Origin of the sequence: Streptomyces shinuiensis (assembly GCF_043660855.1) — a bacterium.
In the GTDB taxonomy this organism is placed as follows: domain Bacteria; phylum Actinomycetota; class Actinomycetes; order Streptomycetales; family Streptomycetaceae; genus Streptomyces.
This window is the reverse complement of record NZ_JBIHML010000001.1, coordinates 1135679-1149289: the sequence shown is the minus strand read 5'-3', so window position 1 is coordinate 1149289 and position 13611 is coordinate 1135679. Positions and strand designations below refer to the sequence as shown.

Here is a 13611-nt window from a genome sequence, read left to right as displayed (position 1 = left end):
CATGACTGCTGAACCCCGCAAGACGCCCAACGCGGGCAAGAAGGCCAAGGACCTCAACGAGGTCATCCGCTACACCCTGTGGTCCGTCTTCCGCCTGCGCGAGGCGCTGCCGGAGGACCGCGCCGGCCACGCCGACGAGGTCCGCGAGCTGTTCGAGCAGCTCGCCGCCAAGGACGTCACCGTGCGCGGCACCTACGACGTCTCCGGGCTGCGCGCCGACGCCGACGTGATGATCTGGTGGCACGCGGAGACCGCCGACGCGCTCCAGGAGGCGTACAACCTCTTCCGGCGCACCAGGCTGGGCCGCGCGATGGAGCCGGTGTGGTCCAACATGGCGCTGCACCGCCCCGCCGAGTTCAACCGCTCGCACGTCCCGGCCTTCCTCGCCGACGAGGAGCCGCGCGCGTACGTGTGCGTCTACCCGTTCGTGCGCTCCTACGACTGGTACGTCCTGCCGGACGAGGAGCGCCGCGAGATGCTGGCCGAGCACGGGAAGATGGCGCGCGGCTACCCGGACGTGCGGGCCAACACCGTCGCCTCCTTCGCGCTGGGCGACTACGAGTGGCTGCTGGCCTTCGAGGCCGACGAGCTGCACCGCATCGTCGACCTGATGCGCCACCTGCGCGCCTCCCGCGCCCGCCTCCACGTCCGCGAGGAGATCCCCTTCTACACCGGTCGCCGCAAGGACCTGGCCGAACTGGTGGCGGGGCTGGCGTAGCGCCCCCGGCACACGTCCCGCCCGTCCCTTCGCCGGGCGGGACGTGAGGCGGGACGGTCAGGGGCGGAGAGGTCTGAGCACGCCCATGCGCTGCAACTCCACGATGTGCTCCGCCGCCCGCCGCGGCGCGTCACCGCCCCTCACCAGCACTCCCGCCTCGATGTTGCGCCGCGCCGCGGACTCGGTCAGGTTGGCGCTGCCCAGGAAGAGGGTGCGGCGGTCGGCGACCGCGAGTTTGGCGTGCTGGCGGGAGCGCGGCTGCTCGGCCGGATCGCGTGCCCAGTGCCACAGGCGTACACCGGGCACGGACGCGAACGCGTCGGCCGGTTCACGGCCTGCCAGGAGACCGCGTGCGCCGGCCAGCGTCTCGACCACGACGTGCGTCTCCACGCCCCTTTCCGAGGCCTTCGTCAGGGCCCGCGTCAGGGCCGGGTACGGCCGGGCCGCGTACGTCATGGCCAGTAACTCCTCCCGGGCGCCTTCGATGACCTCGACGAGCACCCGGGCGGTCGCCCGCACCGGCACGGCCGGCGTCGAGGGGCCGCTCCACACGGTGCGGACCCGGACCGCGTCGCGGGCGCGCGCCATGGCGGCGACAAAGCCCCGCACGTAGGCGGCCGCCTCGGTGTGGGGGACCGACTCCGTCTCCATCGCGTCGTACAGCCGCGCGACGGCCTCACCGACTCCCGGAGTCGCCAGCTCGGTCAGTGCCCTTTCCCTGGCGCGCCGTTGTGCCAGCAGGCCGACGAGGTCCTTGGCACGGGAGAGGCCGAGAGCGGCGACGGCGGCCTCGGCCGCCGCCTCGAACCCGGGCCGGCTCACGGCAGCAGACCGGCCGGTGTCAGCACCTGCTCCCTGTCCTCGGAGAGCGGCACGAGGAAGCGGCGGTCCAGGAACCTGTTGGCACGCTCGCACGTGGTCTCGGACACGAAGAGGCACACATGGCAGGCGGCTCCGTGGAGGTAGTCGTCCGGGTCGTGCGGCAGGCGCTCGGAGCAGAGCGGATCGGCCGAGCAGTGCCCGGCGTCGGCCAGGGCGCGGCGGACGATCCGGCCGAACTCGCGCTCCTCGGCGAGGGAGACCAGGCCGCCGAGGGTGCCCTCGGAGTCCGGGACGGCGGTGTAGACGAGGATGCCCGTCCTCGGATGTTGCTCGTCTCCGGCGTAGATCCGCTCGGCGAGCGAGGCCGAGTTGTAGCCGCACTCCAGGGCGATGGTGCGGATCAACAGGTGGGAAAGGGTGTGCAGGGCGATGTACCGGGCCCCGGGCCAGCCCTGGTGGGGGTCGAAGTCACTCGTCATGCGATCCGACTTCCGGTTCCGGCGGAACCGGGCGTACGCCTCCCGGTGGGCCTCCATCTGCGGTGACTTCTCCACGCGCGCCGTCCACTGGGCCATGAGGTCGTCCCGCACGCGCAGGAAGACGCCCTCGCCGCGCACCTCGCCGGCCGGAACCCAGTTCTGCGCGCCGCGGGACAGGCTCACGCGGGTGGCGATCTCCGGTGACTCGGGGTCGGGGGCGTCGAGCCGGGTGAACCCGATCATGGCGCGTGCCTCGCGCAGCCGCTCGACCTGGCGGACGTCGGAGAAGAGTTCTCCCAGGGGCGGCGGGACCGGGACCTGACGCAGGGCGAAGTCGTCGCCGGGCGGGGGAACGGGGCCGGAGAGCGCGTCCCACTCGGGGCCGAAGAGATCGGCCTGGACGTCGGGCGCGGAGGGAGCCGGCCCGTCGGCTCCCCGCTTGCGGGCCGTGATCGCCGCGAGGACGGCGTCTGCGTCGAACTCCTTGAGGAAACCGAACTGGGGGAGGTTCGCCATGAAGTCGAGCTGCCCCCGGTTCTCGACGGTCCGCAGCTCGGGCCAGTGGTCGTCGAGGAGCTTGTCGATGTCACCGCCCCGCGCCCGGGGGAGGGCCAGGGCACTGAGTGTGAGGGGGAACCACTGGTTGGAGGCGCCCGCCACCATCAGGACGGCGGCCTCGTCGCAGCCGTCCGCCTTGTACGTGCCCAGGTGGGGGTGGCGTCCGCGGCACCGGGGCAGGTGGCGGCGGCCGCGCTCGCCCATGGCCTCCCGGATGTTGCGCTTGGCGCCGCAGGCGACGCACTCGATGGTGACGTTGGCGGCCTGGTTGCCGCCGTGGTCCTTCATGCGCAGTTTCGGACGCCGGGCCCTGCCGCAGTCCTGCCCGTGGTGGACGTACGGGGCGTACGGGAACTCGTCGAGGTGGCCGTCGGTGCAGACGAGGGTGAAGCGGGCGGCCACGGCGAGCGGCTTTCCGCGCCTGCAGTCGTGGACGAACTTCGCCTCGTGGGGTGTGCGCGGGTTGGAGTTGACGAAGGCGAACTCGCCGGAGTCGACCGCGGCCAGCACATTGCAGGCGGTGCAGCGCAGCCACTGGGGGAACGGCGTGACGGGCACCCCGACGCCCTGGGCGGCCCAGCCCCTGGGGTCGGTGTCCGCACCCTCCAGCCAGGGGGCGGCGCGCAGCTCGTCGATCCGGCCGCGTCCGTAGCGCTGGAGGGCCCGGTTGACGGCGGCACGCAGCCGGGGTTCGTCGATGTCGTAGTCGGTGGCGGCGCCGGAGTGGCTCCAGAAGTCGGTTCCCTTGATGAGGACCGAGAAGTTCGGCAGATCGACCAGCGAGCCGATGCCGGCGGTGAACATCAGGTGGCTGGGGCGGACGGCGCCGACCCTGCGGTTGAAGTGGGTACTCATCGCTGCGCCTTCCCTGCCGTACCGGCCGACGTGGGGCCGTACTCGTCGCTGTCCACGGTCGCCGTCGTCTCCCGGTCGGCACTCGGACCGGCTTCGGTGCCGGGCGCGCCGAAGCTCCAGTCGGGGCCGTCTGCCGAGGGCTCCTCCAGGAAGGCCCCGCCGCCGGGCAGCAGGAGGTTGATCTCGTTCTCCGTCTCTCGCATCGACATGCCGACGGTCAGCTCGGTCCACCGGGAGCCGTCCGCCCGTTTCAGCAGACCCTTCACGGTGGTCGTCTTCCGCTTCTCCTTGCGGTAGCCGAGGGTTGCGCCGCTCCCGTCGCGCGTGCCGCGCCACTCGTCCTTCAGCCGGTCCAGGCGTTCGCCCAGGTACTCGCGGGCCCGTTCGCCCCCCACCCGCTCGGCCCGCTCCAGGAGCCGGCGCTCGACGTCCCGGGCCTGGGGCCCGTCGAGGTCGATGTCGTGGGCGTCCAGGTTGCGGGAGGTCTCGTACGCCGCGTGCCGCAGCGCGGCGACGTAGGTGGCGGCGGTGCCCCGGTCGAGCGCGCGGCGGGTGAACGGGGTGACGGACAGGGCCTCGACCTGCCGGTAGAACGTGGCGTGGTAGTGCTCGAAGTCCTCGTAGTGGGCCAGGTCCCGCGGGCGGGACCAGTTGTAGAGGGTCACCACCAGACCCGGGCGCCGGGCGTCGCGGCCGACGCGCGAGGACGCCTGGATGTACTCGGCGGTGTTCTTGGGCTGGCCGACGACCAGCATCAGACCGAACCGGGAGACGTCGACGCCGACCTGGAGCATGGAGGTGGCCAGCACGACGTCGACCGCCTGCCGGGCCGTGGGCGTCATGGCGGCGCGGGGCTCGCGCTTCTCCCGTATCGCGGCCCGGTACTCGTCCAGGAAGGCGCGCCGCCTCCCGGAGGTGTCGCGCTCGGGGTCGAACTCGATCTCCAGGCGCTTCAGGGTCGCGCCGATGTCGGCCGAGGAGATACGGGAGGTGAGCTCCTCGATGCTCAGCATGCCGGTCCTGCTCACAATGCGGTCGGACAGGGTGTCCCGGCCCCTGCGGCTGCCGTTGGAGCGCACGCGGGTGGTGATGTCGTCGTCCATGTACCTGCGCATGCCGGCGAGTTCGCGGGTGGCGTTGAAGTAGCCGACGAGCGTCATGTAGGGGTCCGCGGGCCTGCCGTGGTCGTCGAAGAGCTGCTGCCCGGCCAGTAGCAGGATCTCGGCGACCCGGATCTCGGCGGCCTTCAGCCGGGTGCCGTGGGCGCACACGCCCAGGTAGCGGCGGCCGGGGTGCTCGCGGCTCAGCCCGACCTGCCGGGAGAAGAACGTGTCGCCGGCGTCGAGGACCTGCGGCGGGAAGACGGCGACCTTGCGGCCGAAGACGCCGCGCACCTGGTCGGCGGCCCGTTTGGTGGTCGCCGTGGAGGCGACGATCTTGGGACCGATCTCGTGGCGCCGTCCCCGCTCGTCGGTGAGGCTCCAGGTGCACAGCTGGTCGACGGCTGCTTCGAAGAGGCCGACGGTGGTGCCGAGCGCGCCGGAGATCAGGTGCAGCTCGTCCTGGACGATCAGGTCCGGGGGCCGCAGCCGGGTGACGGGCTGCGCGGTGACGCCGGGCCGGCCGCCCCTGGCGTTGTGGCGGCTTCCGCAGCCGGTCCTGGCGTCGAGGTCGTCGTGGCGGTAGCCGTGGCGGGGGCAGATCTCGGTGACCCTGCCGAACAGCAGGCCCGCGTACCCGTTCCACGGCAGCTGGGCGAACTTGTCCACCGTGGCGATCAGCAGGGACGGGGCGAGCCGGTAGATCTCCTCGTCGACGGTGAGGACGGGGATGCCCTCCCCGTGGGACTCGCGCCGGGAGAAGGGGCAGCGGTCCTCCCCCTCCCCGCGCGGGCAGTACAGCAGGACACGGCGCCGCGCCTCGTCGTACTCCATGTGGGAGCGGGCCGTCAGCGCGCTGCCGCACCAGGGGCAGGTGAGGACCTGCAGGACCCGGGCGTGTTTGTCGCTCGCGCTCTCCCTGGCGCCTGCGATCTGCTCCTTGGCCTCGTCGAACCAGTTGGGCGAGACGGAGGTTCCCACCCACAGGCCGATGCGGAACGGGGTGGCCCCCCAGCGGGCGTCCCGGGCGAACTCCTCGCGGCGCAGCACCTCGCAGGCGCTGACCAGGGCGGCGGCACGCTGGAACTGCTGGGCTGTCAGCAGGCGCAGGGTGTAGCGCATCAGGACCCCGACCCCCGCTTCGCCGCTGCGTGCCTCCGTTCCCGAGCCGATCGTCCCCTGCAGGCGCCGCAGCGCGAAGGTGTAGGCGGCCAGGCCCAGGTACGCCTCGGTCTTGCCGCCGCCGGTCGGGAAGAACAGCAGATCGACGAGGGCTTCCCGGCCGGTACCGCGGTGCGGGTGCCCGATCCTGGTCAGGGAGTCGAGGTTCAGCAGGACGAAGGCGAGCTGGAACGGCCGCCAGCTGGCGGCCTCCTTGCCCCTGGCGCCTATCCCGTCGTACGCCTCCCGCCAGGAGCCGTGGTCGTCCTCGCGGCCGGCGCGGGCGGCGGCGACGGCGGTGTTGCGGCGCTGGAGTGCCATGGCGCGGTTGGCGAATCGGAAGGCCTCCAGGGCCGTTTCGTCGGCCACGAGCCTGTCGATGCCGAGCGTTATGCGGTCGCAGACGTCCAGCGCCTGCTCGACGGCCACCTCGGCCGAGGCGCGCAGGTCGTCGGGCAGGGAGCGGGCCCTGGCGCGCTGCTGTTCGAGCCAGGTGCCGTAGCCGTCGGCCAGCGGGGCGAGCGCGGCCGCGAGTTCGGTGCGGCGGGCGGGCACCGCGAGAGCGGCGAGTTCGTCCATGCCGAGTTCGAGCCCGCGCAGGAGCGTCTGCCCCTCGGCGGTCGGCGCGGTGGTGGCCCGGACGTCGTACTCCGGGAGCCAGTCGGTCGTCAGGCGGTGCGCGTTGCGCTCGCCGTCGCGCACGTGCGCGTGCACGGCGACGTTGCGGCCCTTGGCGTGGCTGAGGCTGTCGCGGTAGAGGAGGCGCAGCCGCCGGTCCTCGGGGTCCTCGGGGACGTTGCCCCGGTTCGCCGGGTCGAGGGGGTCGTCGACCGGGAGGAAGACCGCCGCCTGGTCGTCGGGGAAGGCGGTGACCTCGATGCCGGTCTGGAAGAGCCAGTTGGCGTCGCGGGCCTCGCGGCTGTCCTCCAGCCTGTTGACCAGGGCCAGTTCGACGACGCGCAGCTCCTCGGTGTCCGCCCGCGCGGTGTCCCGCGCCACCCGCCGCACCTGCACGTCGAGGATCACGGCGTCACCCTCCAGCGGGGCGGCCCGGTCGGTGGCGCCGGTCACGTCGATGTCCACCGGGCGCACGATCTGCTCCCGTGACCAGACCCTGCGGGTGGTGCCCCGGTCGGTGCTCTCCTCCGACTGCGTGTAGCGGCCCCAGCGGACGGTGGCGCTGAGCGTGCCGACGGAGGCGGGAACGGTGAAGGCCAGCCCCATGGACGATGCCCGGATGTGGCCCGCGGCCTGCGGGGTCAGCCGGTCCTGGAGTTCGCCGTCGTCGCCCTCCCGCTCGTCCCCCGACTCACCGTCCGCGCTCTGGGCGGCCGCGATCGTGATCCGGTCGGTGGTGACGTCCCGGGGCCGCGGCCCGAGCATGCCGACCAGGTACCGGTCGCGCGGCCCGGAGGAGCCGGCCGGGAGGGTCTCCGTCCCGCCGTCCCAGGGGCCCAGGAGATCGCGGCGGATGTAGGCGACCAGCCCGTCCCGCACCGTGCACGAGTCTCCGTCGCGGAAGGTCTGGGGCACCTCGTCGAGCGGGTGCGGGACAGCGGCCTGGGCGGGCTGGGCCGGCATGCGGTGGGTCCTTTCGGACGGGGCCGTGGGGCGAGGAGCGGGCCGGAGGCGGACCGGCCGGAGACGGCACGAAGAAGATTTCTGATTGACAGAGTTCACATACTAATCGGACGGAGTGCCGGTACTCAAGGCCGGACGAGTCTCTAGGCTGACCCCGGCCACCGCCCGACCGAGACCCGAGGACGCCCATGCCCCGACTCGCCCTCTCCGGCGATTTCGTCGCGGACCTCGTCTCACTGCCGAGGCCCGTCCAGAAGGAGGCCAACGACGCGATCCGGATGTTCCGGAGCATGACCGTCCCCCAGCTTCACGCCAGCAAGGGCATGCATCTGGAGAAGCTGGAGCGGGCGCGCGACCCCCGGATCCGCACGATACGCGTCACCAGGGCCTACCGGGGCGTCCTCCTGGCCCCCGACGACGGAAGCGAACTGTTCACCCTCCTGCGGGTCGCCCACCACGACGAGGCGATCAACTGGGCCTGCAAGCGCGTCTACTCGGTCAACGGCGCCACCAAAGGCCTGGAGGTGCGCAACGTCGACGCCCTGGAGCAGATGGAGACGTACTTCGGGACGAAGGCGGACGACACCCCCGTCCGCCTCTTCGAGGAGCACTCCGACACGGTGCTGCGCGACCTCGGCGTCGACGACCAGGTCCTGCGCCTGGCCCGCGTCTGCGTCACGGCCGACGACCTGGCGGTCATGGCGCCGCCCATGATGCCCGCCGACCAGTACGAGGTGCTGGAGTACCTGGCGCACGGCTACTCCCCCGAGGAGGTCTGGGAGCAGCTGATCGTCCCGCGCGGGCAGACCGTGCGCACGGCCGGTGAGCGGCCCGGGGTCACCCTCGCCGAGGCGATCCTCAACACACCCGACCGCATAGTGGAGGTCACCGGCCCCGGCGAGCTGGAACGCATCCTGACCGAGGATTTCACCCGCTGGCGGGTCTTCCTCCACCCCGCCCAGCGCCGCCACGCCTACCACCCCGGCTTCAACGGTCCCGCCCAGGTCACCGGCGGACCCGGCACCGGCAAGACCGTCGTCGCCCTCCACCGGGTGCGGCACCTGCTGCGCGAAGGCCGCGAGAGCGACCGGATCCTGCTCACCACCTTCACCAACGCCATGGCGGCCTCCCTGCGCGACAGCCTGGCGCTCCTGCTCGGCGACACCGACGCCCGCCTGCTGGAACGCGTCGACGTCACGACGGTGGACGCGCTCGCCGCCCGGACCGTCCGGGAGGCGCGCGGCAGCTCGCCCAGACCGCTGACGGCCGCCGCCGAGAAGAGCGCCTGGGCCCGGGCCGCCGCACGCGAGGACCTGCCGTGGACGGAGCGTTTTCTGTCCCAGGAGTACCGCAACGTCGTCCTGGCGCAGGGACTGCGCGCGCCCGAGGAGTACCTGCGCTGCGGCCGCAGGGGGCGCGGCACCCCGGTGGGGCGGGTGCAGCGGGCCCGGCTGTGGCGCGTCATGGAGCGGTTCGCGGCGGACATCGCCTCGCGCGACGCGGCCACGTACACGCAGCTGTGCGACCGGGCCGCCCGCATCCTGGCCGGGACCGGACCGCGCTACCGCCACGTCGTCGTGGACGAGGCCCAGGACCTCCACCCGGCCCAGTGGCGGGTGCTGCGAGCCTGCGCGGCCCCCGGCGCCGACGACATGTTCCTCGTCGGCGACCCCCACCAGCGCATCTACGACTCCCGCGTCTCGCTGCGCTCGCTGGGCATCGACGTGCGGGGGCGAGCGTCGCGACTGCGCGTCAACTACCGCAGCACGGAGGAGATCCTGCGCTGGTCCGCGTCCCTGCTCGACGGGCGGCCCGTGGGCCGGCTGGGCGAGGACGACGACGATGACGGCGGCCGCGACTCGCTGCGGGGCTACCGTTCCCAGCTGCACGGCCGCGTCCCGAGCGCACGCGGGTACGCCGACCAGGACGGGGAACTGCGGGCCCTGGTCGAGCAGATCCGGACCTGGACCGGCTCCGACGGCGTCAAGCCGTCCGAGATCGCGGTGTGTGCCCGGTTCAACACCACGGTCGACGCGGTCGTCGCGCGGCTGAGGCGGGAGCGCGTCCCGGCGGTCGCGGTCAGGGACGACCCGGGGCCCCAGGTGTCCGGTGTGCGCGTGGCCACCATGCACGCGATGAAGGGCCTGGAGTTCCGGTGCGTGGCCGTCGTGGGCGTGACGGCGGGCGTACTGCCCTTCGCGCCGCAGGTGACGCCGGCCGAGGTGGATCCCGTCCAGCACCGGTCCGACCTGCTGGCCGAGCACTGCCTGCTGTTCGTGGCCTGCACCAGGGCCCGGGACGCGCTGGCGGTCTCGTGGAACGGCGAGCGCAGCCGCCTGCTGGACCCGGTCGCCGGGTGAGAGCCGGGTGAGACGCGGCGGGGGCACTCCGGCGCCCCCCGAGAACGCTAGGGCGCCCCGACAGCCGTATGTGTCATTTGACAGAGTTCACACTCATGTCGCAGGCTGAGTCGGGCCTCGCCCTTGCGGGCTCCAACCGCTCCCGGAGAAAGGCGCACGCGCCATGCACATGGAAGTGCTCGACGTCTCGCCCCAGTTGGCGACGGAATGGCTCACGCGCAACACCAACAACCGGCCCCTCAGCAAGAAAACGGTCCAGCAACTGGCCGGCCAGATCCAGCGCGGAGAGTGGCAACTGACGCACCAGGGCATCGCCTTCGACGAGGACGGCACACTCATCGACGGCCAGCACCGGCTCGCGGCGATCGTCAAAGCCGGGATCACGGTGCCCCTGACCGTCACACACGGCGTACCCCGCACCGCGTTCACCGTGATGGACACGGGGCGCAAGCGCACCGGCCGGGACGCCCTCGCGCTCGCGGGTGAGGCCAACGCGACGCACCTGGCCGCGGCCCTGCGCGGACTCCACCTCTACCTGCATGCGCCGAACTCCGCCTGGAGCGGCGGTACTTCCGTCACCAGCAACGACCAGCTCCTGGACACGCTCGGCGAGCACCCCGGTATCCGCGACGCGCTCCACCACGGCATCGCCCTCAACCGCGCATGCCGTATCACCGTCACGGCGGCGGCGATCGGCTGGTACGTCACCACCCGGGCGCGGGCCGACATCGACCAGTCCCCCTGGGAGGACGGAGTCGTCACCGGCGCGCGACTGGAGCCGGGCGATCCGCGCCTGACTCTGCGCAACACCATGCTCAACCTGGCCGCGGGCAGAGCACACCGTCGCCGCGACGACTCACGCGAGCACCTGCTCTACTACCTCAAGGCCTGGAACGCCTGGGTGGAGGGCCGGAACATCAAGCTCCTGCGCAGGTCTCCCAACGAGACGATGCCCAGGATCTCCACGCACGCGGGCCCCATGCCGGCGGACGGGCAGGGCTGATACGGAAGTGGCCGGAACCCGCCACATTCCAACAGGGTCGGCGCTAGGTTCGGACGACCGTCGGCCCTGAACCCAGCCGCCGGGCGGACCTGCAGAACCCGTGCACCGCGGGGAAAGGAAGCGCATGCGCGCCCAGGAGATCACCTTCCTCAAACTCGTCCAGGGGGACAAGCAGTTCCAGGTGCCGCTCTACCAGCGCACGTACAGCTGGGGCGGAGAGCAGCTGAAGCGGCTGTGGGAGGACGTCTGCGAGCTCGCCGAGCAGCACCGGTCCGGCGAGCCCACCGCACCGCACTTCCTCGGTTCGGTGGTGCTGGCTCCCGGGCAGCTCCAGGCCGGCGGTGTGCAGCGGTGGCTGGTCGTGGACGGTCAGCAGCGGCTGACCACGCTGATGCTGGCGTTCACCGCTCTGCGGGACCATCTCAAGGAGACCGGTGACGCACGCGGAGTGGACAGGGTGCACCGCCAGATACTCGTCAACGAGTTCCACGAGGGCCTCGACCACTACCGTCTGCTGCCCACACAGGCGGACCGGGAGGCGTACACCGCCTGCGTCCAGTCCCGGGCCGAGGCCGGGGGGAGCGACAACGTCGGCGCGGCCTACCGGTTCTTCCGCGGCGCGCTCGCCGAGGGCCGGGAGGCCGGCGACGAGCGGTGGGTCGCGACCGTCGAGACCGTCCTGAAGGACCTGCTCTCCATCGTGGAGATCACCGCCGAGTCCGGCGACAACGTCTACCGGATCTTCGAGTCGATCAACAACACGGGCGTCGGACTCAGCCAGAGCGACCTGCTGCGCAACTACGTGTTCATGCTGCTGCCCAAGCGGGGTGAGCGGGTCTACCAGGAACTGTGGCTGCCCATGCAGCAGAGCCTGGGCCCGAAGAACCTCGAACTCCTCGTCTGGCTCGACCTCGTCGTGCGCGGACATCACAAGACCAAGCAGAGCGAGATCTACCGGGAACAGCAGAAACGGCTCCAGCCGCTGGCCGGCGACGAGGACGCGTTGCAGCAGGAGATCGGCGGACTCGCCGAGCGGGGGCGGCGTTTCCTCCGCATCATCGAACCGCATCGCGAGCCGTCGCCCCCGCTCCGCGCGGTACTGGAGCGCCTGGCGGACTGGGGCGGGCAGACCCACTACCCGCTCGCCCTCCATCTGCTGGACCTGATCGACGCCGGGCGCACGACAGCCGACGACGCGGCGCAGGCCCTGTCGTACGTCGAGTCCTATCTGGTGCGGCGCCTGATCTGCCAGACCCCGACCACCGGTCTCAACCGCATCTTCATGGACGCCCCGAAGGAGCTGGAGACCGACCGCCCGGCGGCCGAGGCCGTCCGGCGGTTCCTGTCCGGCCGCCGCCGGAGGTGGCCGAGCGACGAGGAGCTGCGCGAGGCGATCCGCGGCAAGCCCTTCTACTGGAGCGGCCGCCCCCCACAGCGCGCCTACATCCTCCGCCGCCTGGAGGAGAGCTACCGCCCCACCGAGCCGGTCGACTTCACCAAGGCGTCCCTCAGCGTGGAACACGTCCTCCCGCAGCGTCCGGCCCCGGCATGGCTCGAACTGCTCGCCGACGAGACCGAGCCTGGGCAGAGCTCCCAGGAGCTGCACGACCTGCTGGTGCACACACTCGGCAACCTCACCCTGACCGGCGACAACGCGAAGCTCTCCAACCACCCCTTCAACCGCAAGCAGCAGATCCTCGAGGCCAGCGCCCTGCGCATGAATCTGGAGATCGCCTCGGCGCAGCGCTGGGGCAGGGCGGAGATCCTGGAGCGCGCCGACCGTCTCACCGAGCGGGCGGTCCGGCTGTGGCCCGGCCCGGTCGGCGGGGTCAAGCCGGCCGGGGAGGAGTGGCCCGGCTGGTCCGAACTGCGAGCGGCCCTGGTCGCGATGCCGAGCGGCACCTGGACGACCTACGGCGACGTCGCCGAGCTGATCGGCAGCCATCCGGTCCCCGTGGGCGCATACCTGAGTTCCAATCCGACGGTGCTCGGTGCCTACCGGGTCCTCACCGTGGACGGCAGTGTCTCCCCCTCCTTCCACTGGGCGGACGGCGGTGACCGGCGATCGCCGCGAGAACTGCTGGAGAGCGAGGGCGTCGGGTTCGACTCCTCCGGGCGCGCCCGCCGCGCACAGCGTCTGACGGCCGCGGAGCTGGCCACCCTGCTGGGCAAGGACGTGGTGCAGCGTGCCTCGCACGACCCGCTCCCCGGTGAGGAGGACCCCGCGGCGGCCGAACGGTTCCGCAACCAGTTGCAGGAGCACTGCCCGGAGTCGTTCGGGGGAGTCATGGCGGTACTGGACTTCTGGCGCCGCCAGGGCGGCCACGTCAACTACGGCCGACACGAGGAGACCAGCTGCTTCCCCGTGCTGGACACCGGCACGAGCCGACGTTCCCACCTTCTGTGGCCGTTCGGGATCTACCCCGTGAGCGGAACGGTCGAGGTCGTCTTCCAGTACCTCAAGAGCCGCAGTCCCTTCGACGACACAGAGCAGCGCCGCGAACTCCTGCGCCGCCTCAACAAGATCGACGGAATCGAACTCTCCGAGGGGAAGCTGGAGTTGCGCCCGTCCTTCCCGCTGCGGGTCCTCTCGGAGCACAGCGAGGAGGTTTGCGAGGTACTGGACTGGTTCATCCACACGGCGGCACTGGACCTGGCCCGGAGGGACTGACACGGCATCTGCGATTGGTGATCGACTATCACGTCCGGATCGGCGGCCTGCTCCAGCCGTCCGCCCGGATCTCCTTTGGCCGGCCCGGCTCGCGGCCCGACCGCTGCCGCAGCGGCTTTGGCGCAGGCTTCTTGCACAGCCCGTCACTCGACGGCGGCCTGGAGGAGTTATGCGAATCCGCCGCGACCCGCCGCTCCAGCTCCGCGATCGTCGCGGCCTGCGCGGAAACCAAGAGCTTCAACTCCGCGACCAGCGCGGCCAACTCCTCATGCGAGGGCTGCGGCTGCTGGACTTCGGTCACAA

8 protein-coding genes are annotated in these 13611 nt (G+C 71.9%); 4 read left to right on the top strand and 4 right to left on the bottom strand.

Annotated features, from left to right (window positions below; all coding sequences use genetic code 11):
- Nucleotide 1 precedes the first annotated feature (1 nt).
- Nucleotides 2–718, top strand: coding sequence for a hydrogen peroxide-dependent heme synthase (gene hemQ, locus ACGRHY_RS05070; protein WP_394634193.1), 717 nt, complete (start codon nucleotides 2–4; stop codon nucleotides 716–718).
- Nucleotides 719–775: 57 nt separating this feature from the next.
- Here the strand turns inward: hemQ and drmC are convergent, their stop codons facing one another.
- The 3 genes from drmC to drmA are packed head-to-tail and all read right to left on the bottom strand — an operon-like array spanning nucleotide 776 to nucleotide 7274.
- Nucleotides 776–1540 (bottom strand): DISARM system phospholipase D-like protein DrmC, encoded by a 765-nt coding sequence (drmC, locus tag ACGRHY_RS05065; protein ID WP_394634192.1) that lies wholly within the window; start codon nucleotides 1538–1540, stop codon nucleotides 776–778.
- Nucleotides 1537–3432, bottom strand: coding sequence for a DrmB family protein (gene drmB / locus ACGRHY_RS05060; protein ID WP_394634191.1), 1896 nt, complete (start codon nucleotides 3430–3432; stop codon nucleotides 1537–1539). Before drmB ends, drmC begins: the two co-directional genes overlap by 4 nt.
- Nucleotides 3429–7274 carry a DISARM system helicase DrmA gene (gene drmA, locus ACGRHY_RS05055; RefSeq protein WP_394634190.1) on the bottom strand — a complete coding sequence of 1282 codons (3846 nt, stop codon included), beginning with the start codon at nucleotides 7272–7274 and terminating at the stop codon, nucleotides 3429–3431. Before drmA ends, drmB begins: the two co-directional genes overlap by 4 nt.
- 188 nt (nucleotides 7275–7462) lie before the next feature.
- On the opposite strand from drmA, the gene ACGRHY_RS05050 reads away from it, so the two are divergent.
- From ACGRHY_RS05050 to ACGRHY_RS05040, 3 genes are all read left to right on the top strand, one after another.
- Complete coding sequence (locus ACGRHY_RS05050) at nucleotides 7463–9634, top strand: UvrD-helicase domain-containing protein (protein WP_394634189.1); 2172 nt, start codon at nucleotides 7463–7465, stop codon at nucleotides 9632–9634.
- Between the two features lie 163 nt (nucleotides 9635–9797).
- Nucleotides 9798–10637 carry a ParB N-terminal domain-containing protein gene (locus ACGRHY_RS05045; protein WP_394634188.1) on the top strand — a complete coding sequence of 280 codons (840 nt, stop codon included), beginning with the start codon at nucleotides 9798–9800 and terminating at the stop codon, nucleotides 10635–10637.
- Between the two features lie 124 nt (nucleotides 10638–10761).
- On the top strand, nucleotides 10762–13308 hold the full coding sequence (locus ACGRHY_RS05040) for a GmrSD restriction endonuclease domain-containing protein (protein WP_394634187.1): 2547 nt from the start codon (nucleotides 10762–10764) through the stop codon (nucleotides 13306–13308).
- Between the two features lie 28 nt (nucleotides 13309–13336).
- Here ACGRHY_RS05040 and ACGRHY_RS05035 read toward each other — a convergent pair whose 3' ends face one another.
- Nucleotides 13337–13609 carry a DUF6444 domain-containing protein gene (locus tag ACGRHY_RS05035; RefSeq protein ID WP_394634186.1) on the bottom strand — a complete coding sequence of 91 codons (273 nt, stop codon included), beginning with the start codon at nucleotides 13607–13609 and terminating at the stop codon, nucleotides 13337–13339.
- Nucleotides 13610–13611: the final 2 nt, after the last annotated feature.